At 44.0% G+C, this 18,546-nt stretch carries 19 protein-coding genes and 2 tRNA genes; 11 read left to right on the forward strand and 10 right to left on the reverse strand.

The genetic code is table 11. The annotated features are described in order from the left end of the window. On the forward strand, positions 1–660 hold the full coding sequence (locus tag A587_RS0122155) for a DUF799 domain-containing protein (RefSeq protein WP_017219345.1): 660 nt from the start codon (positions 1–3) through the stop codon (positions 658–660). Positions 661–735: 75 nt separating this feature from the next. After that, positions 736–1,536, forward strand: coding sequence for a VOC family protein (locus tag A587_RS0122160; RefSeq protein WP_017219346.1), 801 nt, complete (start codon positions 736–738; stop codon positions 1,534–1,536). Here the strand turns inward: A587_RS0122160 and A587_RS24285 are convergent. Both A587_RS24285 and A587_RS24290 read right to left on the reverse strand, forming a co-directional pair. Beyond that, complete coding sequence (locus tag A587_RS24285) at positions 1,533–1,928, reverse strand: transporter substrate-binding domain-containing protein (protein ID WP_017219347.1); 396 nt, start codon at positions 1,926–1,928, stop codon at positions 1,533–1,535. The two genes, A587_RS0122160 and A587_RS24285, sit on opposite strands and share 4 nt — an antisense overlap. 216 nt (positions 1,929–2,144) lie before the next feature. Continuing rightward, positions 2,145–2,423: a hypothetical protein gene (locus A587_RS24290; protein WP_017219348.1), complete on the reverse strand. Its 279-nt coding sequence runs from the start codon at positions 2,421–2,423 to the stop codon at positions 2,145–2,147. A gap of 157 nt (positions 2,424–2,580) precedes the next feature. Between A587_RS24290 and A587_RS0122170 the strand changes: the two genes are divergently transcribed. The 3 genes from A587_RS0122170 (at position 2,581) to A587_RS0122180 (ending at position 6,039) form a co-directional block, all read left to right on the forward strand. Beyond that, a complete protein-coding gene (locus A587_RS0122170) occupies positions 2,581–3,246 on the forward strand; it encodes an SDR family oxidoreductase (protein ID WP_010374499.1) in 666 nt (221 codons plus the stop codon). A gap of 87 nt (positions 3,247–3,333) precedes the next feature. Continuing rightward, on the forward strand, positions 3,334–3,705 hold the full coding sequence (locus tag A587_RS0122175) for a hypothetical protein (protein WP_010374501.1): 372 nt from the start codon (positions 3,334–3,336) through the stop codon (positions 3,703–3,705). Then, the gene (locus A587_RS0122180; protein ID WP_017219349.1) at positions 3,706–6,039 is read left to right on the forward strand and encodes a fatty acid cis/trans isomerase; all 2,334 of its coding nucleotides are present in this window, start codon (positions 3,706–3,708) and stop codon (positions 6,037–6,039) included. A 37-nt stretch (positions 6,040–6,076) separates the two neighbouring features. On the opposite strand, the gene A587_RS0122185 is transcribed toward A587_RS0122180, so the two are convergent. Then, on the reverse strand, positions 6,077–6,703 hold the full coding sequence (locus tag A587_RS0122185) for a peroxiredoxin-like family protein (protein ID WP_017219350.1): 627 nt from the start codon (positions 6,701–6,703) through the stop codon (positions 6,077–6,079). A 114-nt stretch (positions 6,704–6,817) separates the two neighbouring features. On the opposite strand from A587_RS0122185, the gene A587_RS0122190 reads away from it, so the two are divergent. Beyond that, a complete protein-coding gene (locus A587_RS0122190; RefSeq protein WP_017219351.1) occupies positions 6,818–7,438 on the forward strand; it encodes a dUTP diphosphatase in 621 nt (206 codons plus the stop codon). Here the strand turns inward: A587_RS0122190 and yrfG are convergent. Next, positions 7,435–8,094, reverse strand: coding sequence for a GMP/IMP nucleotidase (yrfG, locus tag A587_RS0122195; RefSeq protein ID WP_010374509.1), 660 nt, complete (start codon positions 8,092–8,094; stop codon positions 7,435–7,437). The two genes, A587_RS0122190 and yrfG, sit on opposite strands and share 4 nt — an antisense overlap. Positions 8,095–8,155: 61 nt before the next feature. Here yrfG and nudE point away from each other — a divergent pair, with 61 nt between their 5' ends. The 5 genes from nudE to A587_RS0122235 all read left to right on the forward strand — a co-directional run bounded on the left by nudE (position 8,156) and on the right by A587_RS0122235 (position 12,919). Then, positions 8,156–8,719 carry an ADP compounds hydrolase NudE gene (gene nudE, locus A587_RS0122200; RefSeq protein WP_017219353.1) on the forward strand — a complete coding sequence of 188 codons (564 nt, stop codon included), beginning with the start codon at positions 8,156–8,158 and terminating at the stop codon, positions 8,717–8,719. Between the two features lies 1 nt (position 8,720). Then, positions 8,721–9,524 carry a 3'(2'),5'-bisphosphate nucleotidase CysQ gene (gene cysQ, locus A587_RS0122205; protein ID WP_017219354.1) on the forward strand — a complete coding sequence of 268 codons (804 nt, stop codon included), beginning with the start codon at positions 8,721–8,723 and terminating at the stop codon, positions 9,522–9,524. A gap of 771 nt (positions 9,525–10,295) precedes the next feature. Next, positions 10,296–10,372 (forward strand) — tRNA-Met (locus A587_RS0122220). Between the two features lie 165 nt (positions 10,373–10,537). Continuing rightward, positions 10,538–10,614, forward strand: a tRNA-Met gene (locus A587_RS0122225). Positions 10,615–11,329: 715 nt separating this feature from the next. Further along, positions 11,330–12,919: a methyl-accepting chemotaxis protein gene (locus A587_RS0122235; protein ID WP_017219358.1), complete on the forward strand. Its 1,590-nt coding sequence runs from the start codon at positions 11,330–11,332 to the stop codon at positions 12,917–12,919. A 93-nt stretch (positions 12,920–13,012) separates the two neighbouring features. Here the strand turns inward: A587_RS0122235 and A587_RS0122240 are convergent, their stop codons facing one another. The 6 genes from A587_RS0122240 to A587_RS0122265 all read right to left on the reverse strand — a co-directional run bounded on the left by A587_RS0122240 (position 13,013) and on the right by A587_RS0122265 (position 18,492). After that, entirely contained in the window at positions 13,013–14,197 is a 1,185-nt protein-coding gene (locus tag A587_RS0122240) for a dipeptidase (RefSeq protein ID WP_017219359.1), read from the reverse strand. Positions 14,198–14,302: 105 nt separating this feature from the next. After that, a complete protein-coding gene (locus A587_RS0122245; protein WP_010607914.1) occupies positions 14,303–14,548 on the reverse strand; it encodes a YheU family protein in 246 nt (81 codons plus the stop codon). A 1-nt stretch (position 14,549) separates the two neighbouring features. After that, complete coding sequence (locus A587_RS0122250; RefSeq protein WP_017219360.1) at positions 14,550–15,557, reverse strand: hydrolase; 1,008 nt, start codon at positions 15,555–15,557, stop codon at positions 14,550–14,552. 247 nt (positions 15,558–15,804) lie between these two features. Next, positions 15,805–15,951 (reverse strand): hypothetical protein, encoded by a 147-nt coding sequence (locus A587_RS25225; RefSeq protein WP_010374526.1) that lies wholly within the window; start codon positions 15,949–15,951, stop codon positions 15,805–15,807. Positions 15,952–16,120: 169 nt separating this feature from the next. After that, on the reverse strand, positions 16,121–16,570 hold the full coding sequence (locus tag A587_RS0122260) for a TIGR02444 family protein (protein WP_017219361.1): 450 nt from the start codon (positions 16,568–16,570) through the stop codon (positions 16,121–16,123). Continuing rightward, complete coding sequence (locus tag A587_RS0122265; RefSeq protein WP_017219362.1) at positions 16,564–18,492, reverse strand: ATP-binding cassette domain-containing protein; 1,929 nt, start codon at positions 18,490–18,492, stop codon at positions 16,564–16,566. The genes A587_RS0122260 and A587_RS0122265 overlap by 7 nt, the downstream gene beginning before the upstream one ends. Between the last annotated feature and the right edge of the window lie 54 nt (positions 18,493–18,546).

The following is an 18,546-nucleotide window of genomic DNA, read 5'->3' on the forward strand; positions in this document are numbered from 1 at the left end:
ATGAAATGGATTAAAGCGAGCTTGGTGCTTTTGACTTTTGCCTTATTGAATGGCTGTGCGACAGCACCTAAACAGGATTATAGTGCCTTTATCCAAAGCGATCCTAAGTCGATACTGGTGTTACCGCCTATCAATAATTCCAATGAAATTGTTGCACCTTTTGGGGTTATGGCGACGGTTGTAAAGCCACTTGCAGACTCTGGCTATTATGTTTTTCCTGTATCTTTGGTCAATGAGACTTTTAAAAATAACGGCTTAACTGTGGCTCAGGATGTTCACAATGTTGCGATAGACAAGCTCTATGAAATCTTTGCTGCCGACGCTGCTTTATACATAGAGATTCAAGATTATGGTACGTCATACGTTGTATTAGATAGTGATACTACAGTCGCACTATCGGCAAGGTTGGTTGATTTAAAAACTGGCCAAGTAATTTGGCGTGGTAAGTCAAAAGCGTCAAGTAGTGAAGACAGAGATGACCGTGATAACAGTTTGGCTGGAGCATTGATTGGCGCGGTACTTAATCAGGTGATTGAAAGCACTTCAGATAAAGGATTCGAAGTTTCACAGCAAGCATCACAGAGATTATTATCAGCGGACTCAAGCAATGGTTTGCTTTATGGCGTGCGCTCACCTAAGTATGGGCAAATTGAAAAATAAGCCATTTTTTGACTGTGCTTTCTTATCGGCTGATTGCTGCTATATTCATTAGACTTTGATTGACAGGTGATCCCCATGGCAATAATTAGTGAATTTAGACCCGGTTATTTTTGTTGGATTGAATTGTGTTCAAGCGACTGGCAGTCAGCAAAACCCTTCTATAGCCAACTATTTGATTGGCAAATTCTTGACCAACCCATCGGTGAAGATTGTTATTACACCATGTTGCAAAAAGAAGCCGATGATGTCGCTGCTATGTATCAGATGACCGCTGAGCAACAACAAGGAGGCATGCCTAGTCACTGGCTTGCTTATGTGGCGGTAGACAATGTCGATGAATGTCTAAACAAAGCCAACGAACTAGGTGCTGAAGTGCTTGCTGGCCCTCATGATGTCCCAGGAGCAGGGCGGATGGTAATGTTAAAGGAGCCTGGTGGAGCGGTTTTTGCGTTGTGGCAAGAGGGTGGTCATATTGGGACGCAACGTCACCTTGAAGCGAATACCCCTTATTGGTTTGAGCTAGTGAGTAAAAACAGTGCCAAAAGTCGTGACTTTTATTCAGCATTATTTGGGTGGCAAATCGAAGTTAAAGACATGGGAAATATGGACTACACCTTATTCAAAGTAAATGAGCAACCTGTCGCCGGCATGTTAGAAATGACGACAGAGTGGGGTGAAGACATTCCTCCGCACTGGATGATTTACATTGCGGTATTGGACTGCGATAGTAAAGCTGAATTTGCCCAAAAGCTTGGCGGAGAAATTTGTGTACCGCCGACAGATATACCAGAAGTAGGTCGCTTTAGCGTGATAACCGACCCTCAAGGGGCGGTATTCTCTATCATAGAATCTGCCATGGATGATATTTCAACTTAATGTATTTCTAATTCAATCACTTTGCCATGGCAAGTGGCAAAGTGACCTGAGAGTTTACTAAAGATAATATCGCGCTCGCCACTGCTATTTAGCTGCTTGATAGACGCAGTTAATTTCGGCAGTAGTTCTTGGTGTTTGCGATTGATATAGTGATAAATAGGATAACTCGCATCTCGTAGTCTACGCACATGAACCGCGGCGAGTCCTGACTGACATAGCGCACCAAGCGCAAATAAGTCATCAGCTAAAATTTGTTCTACATGACCTTTTTCAAGCGCTTGAAACGCAGAAACGTCGTTAGAAACCGCATTACAGGTCAACTTCTTACGCTGACAAACTTGCTCCGTTATTAAACTGCCTTGTATTACCACATAGTCTTGCTGGGTCGACAAAGTACAATGTTCCTTCTTGAGACAAAACACCGCCATTTGCACGGTTACAAGTGGTTCGGGTATTTGCAGTAATACCAATTGTATTAGGTAAATGAGCTATTTGAAGCGGAGAAATAGCTTTAGTAGCTAGGCAAAAATTTTGCTATTTAGTTGTTCTAAATGAGAAATTTTTAACGACGTTAATATGGTATTTCACCCTTAAAATTGATTGGAGACTTAGTGCAATTGGTATAAGTTAGGATAGGCATTTGCAATAGCGCTAGTGCGTCCTGCTTCCGCATCATAAAACCCTTGATCTACATATTCTAATCCGCGCTCACTGGGTAACACGACGAGTGTGGGGGTGATATCCAAAGGTGCGTATATCTTTTGCATGAGTTGCGCGATTTGCTGTTGGCCAAGCTGATAAGCGACCAGCTCACTGACATTGATTTGGTAGGCGAACGCCGCCTTGTGGATAAAGAGAAGCAAGAGGGTGCTAAGTGCGAGTTTCACAACATATCCTTACGGTTGTCAGAGTTATAACTGTAGCAAAGTTGTCAGAAAGTGAAAAAGTACATCATAAAAATGAATTCAGTCGAGATTGACCTTGAGTTTAGTAAACTCATACCAATTGTAATAGTTTGAGCATAAAAATCGTGAGGAGAAGGATATGACACTACATGTTTTAGTGACCGGTGCTAACCGTGGGATCGGATTAGAGTTTTGTAAACAATACTTATCTCTAGGCTGCAAAGTAACTGCGGTTGTTCGCAAAGCATCGGCAGAACTAGAATCTCTAGGCGTGGATATCATTGAAGATATCGATGTTGCGACAGAAAATGGTGCGAAAAAGTTATTGGCGGCATTGGGCTCGAAGAAGATAGACATTCTTATTAATAACGCTGGGGTATTTCATAATGAAACGCTAGCGGAAATGGATTTTGAAAATATCGACCACCAATTTAACGTTAATGCGTTAGGACCAATTCGAGTTACTCATGCACTGCTCGATAACCTCAAAACAGGTAGTAAAGTTGCCATGATCACAAGTCGTATGGGTTCGATTGCAGATAATGGTTCTGGTGGTTACATTGGTTATAGAATGTCGAAAGCAGCATTAAACGCGGCGAGTGTGAGTATGGCTCACGAGCTGAAAAACCAAGATATCGCTGTTGGACTATTCCATCCAGGCTTTGTACAAACGCAGATGGTGGGATTTGCAGGTGATATTGGTCCAGATGTTGCGGCGGAACGTTTAATTAAGAGAATTGAACACCTAACTATCGAAAACAGTGGTGGTTTTTGGCACTCCAATGGCGACACGCTTCCTTGGTAATCAAGCTGGGCGCATCGTCGCCCCCTTTTCAGCCATCAGCCATCTAACTGTGCTAATATAAAGCAAATACTCAGATGGTAACCTTTGATGGAATTACAACAAGATACCCCATTGTCACTGCCGCTTTTTTTGTTAGACGACAACATCGAGAATCGTGATATCGACTCTCCAGATGCTGAAGTATCAGTGATGTTGAGTGAGAACCTCCTTGCTCATTTGTGCCAAAACCCAAAAGAAGATGAGAATATTAGCTTGCATATTGATGACTATGCGCTCAACAACATTAGTACGACAGTGACTGAGTTGATAGGGGCAGAGCATCAGTTGCAATTGCTCATTAATCGCGGGCCTATTCTCAGTGCTGTGCTGAGCACCAGTAGCGATGCATTATTTGTCTCGCCTCCAGTAGAAATGATGCCGACTTTTGATCTTGGGCTGGATGACGACGAGGGCGAGTAAATGTCTAAACGTGTACTGTTTTGTGCGGTGGTTGTCGCCGTGCTTTCTGGATGTGTGGCTTTGGGTGTGTCTAAATATGATGATATGTTTGGACCAGAGCAACCCCAAGCACGAATCGAACAATATCACCAAGGCGGTGCACGTTACTTACAAAGCGTGAAGCCCATTTTGGAGTCGCGTTGTGTGGTTTGTCATGGTTGTTATGATGCACCTTGCCAGCTCAAACTGTCATCTCCAGAAGGAATAGATAGGGGATTGTCGAAGGAATTAGTGTATGACGGCACGCGGTTGTTAGCTCAAACACCAACCCGGCTGTTGTTTGACGCCCAAACTACGACACAGTGGCGTGAGCGTGGTTTTACCCCAGTGCTGAATGAGCGCAATCAATCTGAATACAGCAACCTAGCTGGAAGTGTGCTTTATAATAGTTTGCTGTTAAAAATGTCTCATCGTTTTCCTGAGCAAGGCATCTTGGGTAAAGAGTTTGATTTCTCTTTAGATAGAACGCAGTCTTGCCCAACCATGGATGAATTTTCTACCCTTGCGAAACAACAGCCTCATGCGGGTATGCCCTACGGCTTACCAGCGCTCACGCAGGATGAATTCAAAACCTTGGAAGCATGGCTGCAAAGTGGCAGTAAAATGAGCCAGATTGCGAAGCCAAGTGTTGCAGCACAAAAAGAAGTGAAGAAGTGGGAACAATTTCTTAATCAGGACTCGAATAAACACCGCCTTGCCGCGCGTTATATATTTGAGCATTGGTATTTAGCCCATATCCACTTCCCTCATCTGGATGATCCTGCGTTTTTCCAATTGGTACGCTCAAGCACACCGCCCGGTCAGCCAATCGCGCTGGTGAGCTCGGTGCGTCCGTTTGACGATCCTAAGATCGATAGGGTGTATTATCGATTGATGCAAGTGCGCAGTACTATTTTGTCAAAAACTCACATGCCACTGGCATTGAACGACGCTAAGCTATCACGGTTACATCAGCAATTTTATGCAGCGGATTATCGCGTGGATGAACTGCCAGGTTATGAGCCAGAGCTTGCAGCAAACCCATTTAAGGTATTCAAAGATATTCCGGTCAATTCTCGTTATCAATTTATGCTGGATGAGGCCGAGTTAATTGTAAAAGGCTTTATCAAAGGCCCTGTATGCCGAGGTCAAATAGCGCTTAACGTCATTAACGACCATTTTTGGGTGGCGTTTGTTGATCCTGAAAAAAATAGTAATGAAGCGGTGAACCAGCTGCTGCTTAAACATGATGAAGATTTGGTGCTACCTGCGGCTGAGCAAAGTAATGCGTTACCGCTTTCCAGTTGGGCTAAATACGCCACTAAGCAGCAAGATTACTTACGTGCTAAAACTGAGCTTGCAGATAAGATGTTTGCCGATGGGCAGCGCCTCAATATGGACTTGATTTGGCGTGGTGAGGGGGAAAACCCGAATGCAGCATTAACTATCTTCCGTCATTTTGATAGCGCAACGGTGGTTAAAGGTTTTATTGGTCAGCCTCCCAAAACAGCTTGGGTATTAGACTATGCTTTGTTCGAGCGCATTCACTACTTGCTGGTGGCGGGTTTTGACGTGTATGGCAACATTGGTCATCAGCTGATCACACGCTTATATATGGACTTCTTGAGGCTTGAAGGTGAGCAAAACTTTTTAAATTTACTGCCACTTAGTCATCGTCAGGAAATTAAACGCTATTGGTATCGTAAGTCACACTTGAGTTTAAGTGAGTTTATCAATCGCAAATCACTAATCGGTGCGCCAACGGGGATAAAATACGAAACGGACGATCCAAAGCAAGAGCTTTATGACAAACTGCATGCTGTGCTTAAACCCGTTCTAAATAGGGATTATGACTATCAAGCCGTAGGCAAGCCACTGCAGGCACTCAATAGCATGTCCGTTAGGGCGATTAATTTGCTTCCTCAGGTCTCGTTTATTATTACTAAACAAAGCGACGGTTCACATCAAGCGTTCTCGCTATTACACCATAATGCCCACTACAACATCTCCAGTTTGTTAAATGAAGAAGGGCAAAGAGCTTATACAGAAGACACTGCGACGATTGTGCCAGGCTTTATCGGAGATTACCCAGAGGCAATTTGGTATTTAGAAAGCGAGGCAGCACAAGAGGACTTCGTCTCATCATTTAGCTACATGAATAGTGAGTCGGATTACCGAGCGCTACGAGCGCAATATGGGATCCGCAGGACTCACCCAGAGTTTTGGCGTTACAGTGATTTGATCCACGATATTGCCAAGCAAACACGTGGCGTTGAATATGGCTTATTTGATTATAACCGGTTAGAAAATCGCTAAAAATGGAGTCTTCGGACTCCATTTTTATGTGCTTTTCCTATAGTTGACTCGCTGCTTTTACCGCAGCTAGTAGCACACTTTCATCCAATCTCACTTTGTAATTTGGGTTTGCATATTGAAATTGGATCAAGCCCTTCTTATCGACTACAAATACCGCCGGCACCGGCAAGGCAACTTTATCGTTCCCCTCAAAATCAACAAAATTTACGCCCAATTTGTTGCGATAAGCAAGGGCTGTTTTATCATCTAGGAAATAGGCGAGACCTAACGCTTGGCTCATCCGCATTTCGTTATCAGACAACAGTTGGTAGTGAGGGGATTCAATTGTACTTTTTGCCAGCGCCTCAGGTGAGTCTGGTGCGATAGCAATAATTTGTGCTCCCATTTTAACAAGCTGTGGTTCAATTTCTTGGATCCCCGCGAGCTGTCTTGAACAGTATGGACACCAGCCACCACGATAAACCACCAGTACGGTGATATTTTCTTTATAGCGTGTCGCGAGGTCGACAGTTTTACCTGACTTATCTTTGAGTTGTAATGCAGGGGCATCAATGCCGGGAAGGAGTGGGCTCACTTGCTCAGGTGCTGCGGCGATATTGGTGATTTCAGCTGCGCTGACAAAGGCTGAGCAAACCAAAGCGAGCGATAAAATAAAATGACGCATAAAAAGTTCCTAGGGTTTCAAGTTGATATCGACTCAGAAGACCTAAGCGCTGGCGAAAATCTTTCACTTCGGTATGATATCGCTCGTAATTGATTTCCATGAAGAGAGAGCACAATGTCTGCAAACATCACTAAGCTTGTGGTTATGCTAGAAATGCAACATGCCATGAACACCAAAGTACACCAACAATGGTTTGAACAAGGGTTTGAATGGTACCGCGCAATTTGGGTTGAGTGTGCAGAAATGCTAGATCACTACGGTTGGAAATGGTGGAAAAAGCAAACGCCAGATACTGAGCAAGTGATTTTAGAGCTAGTGGATATTTTTCATTTTGGCTTGTCTTTACGTATCGATGGCGAAACGTCATTTGAGCAACTAGCGACTCAGTTAGAAGCTGAATTGGCAAAGCCGACTACCGCAGAAGACTTCAAGGAAACCCTTGAATTGCTTGCAAGTGCGGCTGTGACCAAACGCGAATTTGATGCCCATGCGTTTGCGGGATGTATGCAGCAAATCGGGATGTCTATTGATGACCTATACCGTGGATATGTCGGTAAAAACACGCTTAACTTCTTCCGTCAAGACCATGGCTATAAAGATGGTTCTTATATCAAGGTATGGAATGGCCAAGAAGATAACGAACACTTAGTCGAAGTGGTGAAAAGTCTAGATACAGCGCACCCAGACTTTAAAACACACGTGTACGACGGCTTAAAAGCTCGCTACCCAGCTTAATCTATAATAGGTAGCAAGGTACGGTAATCGGAGACTGAAAGATATTCAGTGATCTCTCGCTCTGGTTGCCGACTATCAGGATTAGCAACGGCAAGCAAATGCCCAATACCAAACTCTTTCGCAGCATTTAACACGCTAATGCTATCGTCCACAAATAAAGTGCGGGACTTATCGAAGCCCAAATCACGCTCTACCTGTTGCCACAATATCTGACTTTCCTTACTTACGCCATATTCATGGGTTGAAACCAATTTGTCGAGATACTTATCGAATTGGGTACGCTCAATTTTCAAACTTAGACTGTTTGGGTGAGCGTTGGTCAACAAGATAAGCTGTTTTCCACTCTTTCTTAAGGCCTCTAAAAACGCTGGTACATCCTCACGAATTGAGATCAAGTGTTGTACTTCACGTTTAAGCTCCATAATGGGCAGCTGTAGTTGCTCCTGCCAATAATCTAGGCAATACCATTCTATCTGGCCCATTACCGCGTCATAACGGGCGAGGATGTCGGCCCTTGCAGCCTCAAGGGTTAAGCCTTGACGTTTTGCGTGTGCCTTAGGCACGACGTCGAGAAAAAAGTGATTATCAAAATGGAGGTCGAGTAATGTGCCATCCATATCTAACAAAACGGTATCGATATTTGACCAATTTAGCATAGGCATTTAACTTCAAAGGCTTTATGATTAGGTTATTCGCCATGATAGCAAATAATGATCTATGTCACATAAAAAGCATCCCACACCACCAGAAATTTTAGCTTGCGACGTCGTGGCTAAAAGCAAATTGTTCACGGTAGAAGCACTTTCGTTATCTTTTTCGAATGGCGAGCAACGAGAATACGAAAGAGTCCGTGGCGGTGGCCGTGGCGCAGTAATGATCGTGCCCATAACTGCTGATAATGAGCTATTATTAGTGAGAGAATACTGTGCAGGAACACATGACTATCAACTCGGCTTTCCCAAAGGGCTAATTGACCCTGGCGAAACCCCGGTGGAAGCGGGTAACCGAGAGCTAAAAGAAGAAGTGGGTTTTGGTGCAAATGCTTTCTCTGAACTCAAAGTAGTGTCACTGGCACCGAGTTACTTTAATGCCAAAATGCATATTTTGGTCGCTAGTGAACTTTACCCTGAACAGCTTGAAGGTGATGAACCAGAACCACTGGTAGTAGTGAAGTGGCCGCTAGATAAATTATATGATCTGTTACATCAAGAGGACTTTACTGAAGCAAGAAGTGTCGCGGCACTACTGTTATTAAAAGCACATTTGAATCTGGAGGCGTAAATTGCAGTCCTATTTAGAGCCTTGCATCGCACTGGCTAAACGTGCCGGTGAAGTCATTATGGCAATTTATCAAGCCGATGATATTGGTAAAAAAGAAAAGTCTGACCACACTCCTGTCACTGCAGCTGATTTAGCATCTAATGAGATCTTAATGGCGGGTCTTGCTGAAATAGCACCTGACATTCCGGTAATGTCTGAGGAAACACCAATTCCACCATTGAGTGAGCGACAAAGTTGGCAGCGCTACTGGTTACTCGATCCTATGGATGGCACTGGGGAGTTTATTCTTGAAAGCGGTGACTTTGCCGTCAATATTGCACTCATCGAAAATAATCATCCTGTGTTAGGCGTCATTTACTGGCCATCTCAAGGGCTGACATATTACGCCAGCAAAGATGAAGGTGCGTTTAAACGTAGTGACTCAGGCGAAAGTAAACGTATTTTCGTCTCGCCAAGAGAAACGCTGACATTGGCTGTAAGCCGTAGACAAAAGCTTGAAGCGGTAAGCCAGTACTTAAATAGTCAGTTCGACACTGTTGCACTTGGGTCATGTTCATTAAAAGCCTGCATTATCGCAGAAGGTAAGGCGGATTGTTTTTTACGAGTAGGACCAACGGGAGAGTGGGATACTGGCGCGTCACAAATCATCGTGGAAGAAGCCGGGGGTTGTATTACCGATGCTGAGTTTAACCCGTTGACCTACAATCGACGAGAAACTACCGAAAACCCAGACTTTATTGTTATGGGGCATCCCGATTGGCAATGGCAAAAGTTGATCAGTCCACATCATCGAACGATAGAATAAATAACGGCTTAAGTTGAAGGTTGTGGGATTTTTGCGCACTTGAATTGTTTTAAGCATTAAATCCCTTGCAATAAAATTTTAATCCATTATTATAGCGGCCTCTTGAAAAGGAAGTCCTTTTTAAGAATATACAGGCGCGGGATGGAGCAGAATGATAAATCATTCGTCGAGCTCGCTAAACCTGGAAAGAATCGAAGGTCGTCGGTCCCCGACGAAGCATAGATTCACAAAAATATACAGGCGCGGGATGGAGCAGCCTGGTAGCTCGTCGGGCGGACTCGCTAAACCTGGAAAGAATCGAAGGTCGTCGGTCCCCGACGAAGAATAGATTCACAAAAATATACAGGCGCGGGATGGAGCAGAATGATAAATCATTCGCCGGACTCGCTAAACCTGGAAAGAATCGAAGGTCGTCGGTCCCCGACGAAGAATAGATTCACAAAAATATACAGGCGCGGGATGGAGCAGAATGATAAATCATTCGCCGGACTCGCTAAACCTGGAAAGAATCGAAGGTCGTCGGTCCCCGACGAAGAATAGATTCACAAAAATATACAGGCGCGGGATGGAGCAGAATGATAAATCATTCGTCGGACTCGCTAAACCTGGAAAGAATCGAAGGTCGTCGGTCCCCGACGAAGAATAGATTCACAAAAATATACAGGCGCGGGATGGAGCAGAATGATAAATCATTCGCCGGACTCGCTAAACCTGGAAAGAATCGAAGGTCGTCGGTCCCCGACGAAGAATAGATTCACAAAAATATACAGGCGCGGGATGGAGCAGCCTGGTAGCTCGTCGGGCTCATAACCCGAAGGTCGTCGGTTCAAATCCGGCTCCCGCAACCAACATCAGTTGGATGTATAAAGTCTCAAGTACAAGACTTAAAATTAAGTACAAATACAGGCGCGGGATGGAGCAGAATGATAAATCATTCGCCGGACTCGCTAAACCTGGAAAGAATCGAAGGTCGTCGGTCCCCGACGAAGAATAGATTCACAAAAATATACAGGCGCGGGATGGAGCAGCCTGGTAGCTCGTCGGGCTCATAACCCGAAGGTCGTCGGTTCAAATCCGGCTCCCGCAACCAATTTTTAATTGGACTGCACAATCTAAAGAATTACTCCGAAACTCGTCGGTTCACTCTTCATAAGTTAATGGCTCCTGCAATCAACCTTTTAGTTTAGTTACCTAAAATCCCCTCAATGGATAGTCAGTTTTTTCGATATATACAGAGAAATAAATCATCCACTTTTTATAATTCAAAGCCTGAGTGTTGCTGTTGTTTGATGCACTTCTTAAATTGGAATTGATCTTAATACTCACACCGTGAGCAACAACCTATACGCGGGTTATGGAAACCCGCTGTTAAAAAGTGAATAGATTTAGCAAACGCAGGTAAATCCGATTTGGCAGCTAGCAAGATCAGAGTGATTGCAACAAGCTGAGTTGTCTTGGCGAGATGCACATTTCATCGTGTCCTGACATCCGTAAACTCTCGTATAATCACCTCCAGCTACTTGAGGCGTTGCTTCCTGAGGTAGTTTGTTATCTTGAGTTAGCTTTTTTAGCTGCTTTTTTTGAAGCTTTATTTTCATTTTCAATATCCTTTTTATAGATTTATTAAGTCTGTTATCACGAAACAGATAGCGTGATCTGCTTAAAAATAATACAAAGAAGTGTTGTTGTAAAACAAATAATGAAATGTGATTATTTTGTTGTCATTTTGAATGGGTGAAGATTATTTGTCTATAAATCTTTATATGGTCTAGGCTTTTACTATCTCTTATTTGAGGTGTATGAAGATGGATTTACATAGTATTCGAGTCAAAAGTTCATTGCCAACGGCTATGTTGACGATCGTGCTGCTATTTGTGTTTTTTGGTTTTTCAGTGTTGCTCAATAAAGTGCAATCGGCACTTGAGATCCAAACTGAAAACTATTTAAAAGCCGTGTCAGTGGTACTCAATGCGGATAGAGACTTTTATCAAGCTCAAGAAGCCTACCTTAAATTATTAGCGGGTGAAGATAAGTGGGCGGATTTTGAAGAAAACGCCGAGCAGGTGAAACAGCGCTATCAAAAGTATCTTCAGTTTATGTCACTCCACCAGAGTGAGCTTGGTAGTTTTGCAACTTTTAATGCGGACTTTCAAAGTTGGTATCGCGTGACGGTGGCGAGTATTAAAACACCGACTGATAAAGCGCTTCAAACTGAGTCGGCTAAGTTATTTGGTGCAGTTCGTGATGTGCTTGATAAAGCTGGTGAATTAGCCGATGGAAAATCTGCTGCAAGTCGTGCGGTAGTCGTTTCTGAGGTTACTCAGATAAAGTGGGGACTTGGCGTTGGTGCCTTGCTCCTACTTGGTATTGCTTGTTGGATTGCTTATCGGATCCCTCGTCAGCTAGCAAAGCAGATAAATTTTGTGTCGGATAGGATCTCTGAAATTGCCTCTGGGGACGGAGACTTAACTGGTCGTATTGAAATCAAAGGAAATGATGAGTTTGCAAAGCTGTCGCTAAACTTTAATCATTTTCTCGAAAGTTTACAGGCGATGATTACAGCACTTGTGAAAGATGGTGGTGAGCTGTCGAGTTTGTCGTCAAAACTCAGTCATTATGCTACACAGTGCCATGACTTAATCGACTCGCTTGGTAAGTCATCACATACCATTGTTAGCGCGGTACATCAGCTAAGTCACTCAAGCCAAGAAGTCTCGTCGGTGGCAGAAAACTCATTGAAAGAGGCTGAAGCTTCACATCGCTACGCGGCACAAGGTAAAACGGTGTTGGCAGATTCAAAACAAAAAATCACTCATCTTGCTGATAATATGGAAACGGCACTCTCCAGCTCGTTAGCTTTACAAAAAAACTCTGAAAACATTACGCAAGTGCTCGATGTTATTCGCGGGATCGCTGAGCAAACCAATTTATTAGCGCTCAACGCGGCAATTGAAGCGGCAAGAGCAGGTGAACAAGGTCGTGGATTTGCAGTGGTAGCTGACGAGGTTAGGTCACTGGCCACTCGAACACAAGACAGTACTAATGATATTCAGAAGATGTTGGAAGCATTCTCACATAGCGTAGAGGACTCACAAAAGACCATTGAAGATGGTAAGCAGTATGTTGATGTTGCAGTAGAAAGTTTTACGAAGGCAACGGAGCTATTAGAGTTAATTGCACAAAGTGCGGTGAAAGTGACGGAGCTTTCAGAGCAAACCGCTCATGCGACTCAGCAGCAAAATGCAGTATCTACAGAGATTAGCAGTAATCTGACCGATTTAAATGACAGAACATTGGATGGCGAGCGGTTGTCAGGAGAAACGCACCAAATTTCGGATGATGTGCTGCGAGTCACCAGTAAGTTGGTGGATGAATTATCTCAGTTTAAAGTCTAAGGTATTGTAAGGTGTGCGTGTGGCACACCTTATGAAATAAGAGGTTTGAACAGTTATTTAACCTGAGGTTTGGATAAGGGATGTGCTAACTGGTTATTTAGCAAACTTCTTTGCGTAAGCTTCGGCTTGTTTCCACACGCGCAGGGTATTGCCACCTAAAATCTTTTTGATATCAGCATCGCTGTAGCCTCTATCCAAAAGACCTTGTACAAGATTTGGATACGTTGACACGTCTTTCAGGCCAACTGGTAGTGAGTCACCCACACCATCGTAATCAGAACCAATGCCTACATGATCTATCCCTATCAACTTAACGACGTGGTCAATGTGATCTAGCACTTGATCAAGTGTGGCAAATGGAAACGGATTTTTTGCTCTAAACGCCGCTCTAAAATCGGTGCGATCTTTGTCTTTGGCTTCTTTTTGTGCTTCGTCACGCTTGTCGTACCAAGCACCAGCTTTTGCCGTCACAAAGCTCGAGCCAAAGTTAATTTGGATCACGCCGCCATTTTTTGCCAAGGCTTTGAGCATTTCGTCATCCATATTGCGCTCGAATCCTGGGGTGTATTTACGCAGGGATGAATGTGAAGCAACGACCGGCACTTTTGAAATGTCCATAACCTGATAAAAGGCGTCATCGGAAATATGTGATACATCAATGAGCATACCAATTTTGTTCATTTCAACCACAAGCTCTTTACCAAATGGGCTCAAGCCTTTCCATTTACGGCGTACGTCATAAGAAGAGTCAGAAATATGGTTGCTTTGCGAGTGTGCTAAGGTGATATAGCGTACGCCACGATCATAAAAATGCTTAAGGTTTTTCATCTCACCTTCAATGGGCGAGCCATTTTCCATGCCCATTGCGATAGACATAATACCATTGTCAAATTGCGCATAAATGTCGTCGGTATTGTATGCCATTGCAAATTTATCTGGTGCGCGATGTGCTAAGGCTTCCATACCGTCAATCAGTTGATTGGCGAGTTGATAGCTTTTACCTTTACCTTCAAATTCTAAATTAGCAGGAATATAAATAGACATAAATGGCGCATTAAGACCGCCTTTGACCGCGCGAGGATAGTCAAAATCACCGCCTTCGGTTGCTTGGCTAACATCATCCCATTTACTTTGGATGCGGTATGGAACGTCGATGTGTGTATCAATTAGGATGTTATCGTGAGCGAGTTTAACTGCGCGCTCAGAGGCTTTGTATTCAGTTGCATAAGCGGTAGAAACAGCCAGCGCTAGGGCGCAAAGAGCAGTGCCGAGCTTCATAAAATTGCCTTTCCTTTATAGTTATAGATATTTGATTGTAACAACTCCTGTCACTACGACAACTGTTTACGATTAGTGCTGAATGTAAAGAAAGCTGAAGGTTTTTTAATACTCGTAATCTTCCTGTGCTTGCATCGCTTGAAATTGTTGTTTGCTAACAATATTCACCGATTCATGTAATTCCGAGAAAACGATCAGTGCTTCTCCGGATTTTAGCTGTGCTTTCACTTGCGCGACTTTGCTCTCGGTACTGACTTCAGTATCGCCATAGTCTGTTCCTTCACGCAGTACATAGTGTTCAATAAGATTGTCCAGCGTCTCTTGTGGAAGTTGTTGATAGGGAATGAGCATACTACTTAGCCTTACTATAAATTTGCTGTAAATATTGTGGGATAACACTTTCTAGCCAAAACTTGGGTTTAAAGGGGTTACTTCCCGAAATAAACCCTACGTGACCACCGTGCGGACTCACTGCGAGCGTCACCGGTGAGTTAACCTGAGCGGCTGTAGGCACGGCTTGTGATGATAGCATGGGGTCATCTTCGGCGTGGATCAGGAGTGTTGGTGTCATGATCTGGGTTAAGTAGGGCTGCGAGCTTGCTTGCGCGTAATAGTCTTCCGCGCCGTTAAAGCCATGCAGCGGTGCCGTTATCTTATCGTCAAATTGCCATAGGTCATCAATGGCATAAAGGGCAGGCTTGTCTATCCTAATTTGCGACTGGATGGTGTCTAGCTTACGTGAAAAAGACTTCTTCATCCTGTCTAGCAAGTATTTTTGATAGAGCTTAAAACAGCTCTTCCTGATCACCTGACAAGAGGAAGAAAGGTGATAAGGCGCTGAGACAACGACGCCAGCCTCAAGACCGCTTTGCGATTTGGTTTCTCCCAAGTATTTGGCAAGTACATTGCCACCGAGCGAGAAACCAACTGCAAATAATGGCCGTTTAGGAAAACGGGATTTTAGCGTGTCTATAAAAAAGCCAAGATCTGAGGTTTCGCCGCTATGATAAGCTCTGGCTTGGCGATTTACTTCACGTGAGCAGTTGCGAAAGTGCATCAGTACGGCGTCAAAACCATGGTGTACCAACGCTTTTAATAGGCCTTTTGCATAAAAGCTGTTGATATTGCCTTCTAGCCCATGCAATACCACAACCAGCGGTGCCGATTTATCGCCGTGTTTTGCCCATGCAAGTTCTAAAAAGTCATCGTCTGGTGTGTCTAGTGTTTCATAGTCGACGGGCACCTGTAATCTCGGCCTAAAGAATCGCGGAAGGATGGTTTGGGCATGGCGGTTGCGCATCCACCAAGCGGGTTTAAATTCGTAATTATCGGCTGTTATTGTTTTCATGGCTTGATTCATAATAGAAACTGCGTCTTTTTGACGGTTGCTCGCAAAGCAAAGAAAGGAAGCTATCCAGTTGCAAAACACGTTTTAGCCAGTTTAACGTATTATCAGTTGAGGGTTAAGCAAATAAAAAGCACCCGACCAGTAAACTGATAAGGTGCTTTGTGCGTCGTGCTTAATTCTGCAAGTTGGGGAACTACGTCGAGCCGATCTTCTACTATTTATTCTTCAATCGCCCCAAGGTAATACATTTAAATCTGTTCTATTGTTCGTTAGGTACTTCAGCGTCCATGACTTTTTTAATGAAAAAGTAGACGTAATAACAGCACAGCAAAATTACAATCCCTAAAAAGCCAAAAGACAGAAACAACACAGGGTCGGAAAAAAAGTCTCTAAAGAATACGTTCATGGCTGTGCCTCCTAATTTGTCGATGAGTAAATAGTAGTGGAGGTCTGAGGGGCTTGATATGATCAAGATCAAGTTTCAATCCTGAGTGAAATTAAACCTTAGCAAAGGCTTGATCTCGATCAGGTTTTATATCTAAGTTGGGTAAATATCAGAGCTTATATTTAATGGCTTAGAAGTCAGTCGTATTGAATAAAGCGTCGTACTCACTCTGACTCAAATAGAGCAGCACATTGCTACATGATTGCAGTGGCGCAAACGAAAAGCGCTTTAATGTCTCCAGCAATAGCGCTTGTTGACGCTTTTCAAGCTCAAGCTCTGCAGTCAGCATCGCTGAACGCAACTTTTTATAGTCTTGGTAGTCTTGATGATGTGCTTTTAGGGTGTTGCGGATCGCGCGTTGAGGTTGTAACACCGCTTGGTCAAACTGCTTAGCAGTATTTACCAGTGAGGCTAGGGTGCCTGGGGTAATCGTCAGTGCTAAAGTGTCTAGGTAACAAAGTAATAAACACAGGTTGATATTTTTGCCTGCAGCATCTTGCAAATTCAGCAGCCGCGATTGCATTTGTGGGCGGCTGTAGAATTCACAGGCAAACTGCCAAAAGTCTTCACGACTTAGCATATCTCTCCAGTCTCATCGAAATGGTTTTGCTTTTCTTCTAACTCTTCCAGTGCCATTAATAAGTTTTCTTCTGTGTCATTAAGCTCTGGGGTTATCTTGGCTTGTTTTGCCAGTAAGTCACTTAGTTTTGCTTTGTTCTCGTCCGTGTATAGGCTGTTGTCAGCCAAAGCTTGCTCAATTTCGTCTGCTTGCTCAGTGAGCTGGTCGAGCTGTTTTTCGAGCTTTTCAATCGACTTTTTCAACGGCTGAATGGTTTTTCTGAATTCGGCTTCAAGACGCTTTTGCTCTTTACGATTGGCATTAGAGTTTTGCTTTGGTTCAGACTCGGATCCACTTGGTTTCGCTTGCTCTTTATTGGCATTCATGAGCCATTGGTAATAAGCATCTAAGTCATAGCCGAACTGAGAAACGGTTCCATTATCAACTAAATAGTACTCGTCAGCGGTATTTTTCAGCATGTGGCGATCGTGGGAAACCGTGACCATTGCACCCTCAAAACCTTGCAAGGCCATCACAAGTGCGTGTCGCATTTCTAAATCTAGGTGGTTGGTCGGTTCATCGAGCAATAGCAAGTTCGGTTTTTGATACACCAACATTGCTAGTACGAGTCGTGCTTTTTCGCCACCAGAAAACGGCGCAACGGGTTCGAGGGCCTTATCACCATGAAAAGCAAAACCGCCCAAGAAATCACGAATAAGCTGCTCTGGTACTTTAGGGTCTAGACGTTGAATATGGGTAACCGCACTGGCCTCAAGATCGAGAGACTCAAGCTGATGCTGAGCAAAATAGCCTACATTTAATCCTTGGTGTTGGAACACTTCACCAGCTTGTGGGGTTAAATCGCCGGCAAGTAACTTGATTAGGGTCGATTTACCAGCGCCGTTACGGCCAAGTAACGCAATACGGCTACCTGGGACCAGATTAAGCTTGATGTCATGCAAAATGGTAACGTCACCATAGCCCGCTTTGGCTTGCTCTAGTGTCATCAATGGATTAGGCAAGCTCGTTGGATCTGCAAATTCAAAATTAAATGGTGAATCTGCATGAGCGGGCGCGAGCATTTCCATGCGTTCAAGGGCCTTCACACGACTTTGCGCTTGTTTTGCTTTACTCGCTTTCGCTTTAAAGCGGGTAATAAACTTCTCTAAATGTGCAATCGTTTCTTGTTGCTTCTCGTAAAGCGCTTGGTGCTGTGCCATGCGCTCTGCTTTTTGACGCTCAAACTGAGAATAGTGACCTTTATAAACGTTGATCTGCTGTTGGTCGATATGCCAAATCTCGCTAACAACCGCATCTAAAAATTCGCGGTCGTGAGAAATAAGCACTAATGTACCCTGATAGGCGCGCAAAAAGCGTTCTAGCCAATAAACCGCGTCCAAGTCCAAGTGGTTGGTTGGCTCATCCAGAAGTAATAAATCGGCATCGCGGATCAGCGCTTGCGCAAGGTTCAAGCGCATGCGCCAGCCACCAGAAAAGTCGCTAACGGCAAACTCAATCTGTTCATTGCTAAAACCAAGGCCATGGAGTAGTTCACCCGCTTTGGCTTCAATACTATACCCTTTGATGTTCTCTAGCTGTTGGTGTGCTTTTGCTTGTAGTTCCCCATCACCGTCCCGCTCTGCTTGTTGTAGCTGCGTTCTCAATACATAGTATTCAGGGTGTCCCTGTAGTACATACTCGAGGGCGCTAATGGAGAGTGCTGGGGTTTCTTGTTTTACCGATGCAATAGACCAATCTTTTGGAATAGAAAAATCACCTGAATCGAGTTGCAGCTCACCTTTTAGCAGCGCAAAGAGAGATGATTTACCACAGCCATTGGCACCGACAAGGCCCGCCTTATGTTGTGGATAAAGCGTTGCATTTGCTTGTTTTAGCAGTGTTTTACTGCCACGAAGTAGTTCGATATCAGAAAGTTGGATCATAATTCTAAAAGTCTGTCTAAATTGCGCGCATCATAGCATGGATCCAATCCCTTA

Source organism: Pseudoalteromonas sp. NJ631 (genome assembly GCF_000276645.1).
Taxonomy (GTDB): Bacteria; Pseudomonadota; Gammaproteobacteria; order Enterobacterales; family Alteromonadaceae; genus Pseudoalteromonas; species Pseudoalteromonas piscicida.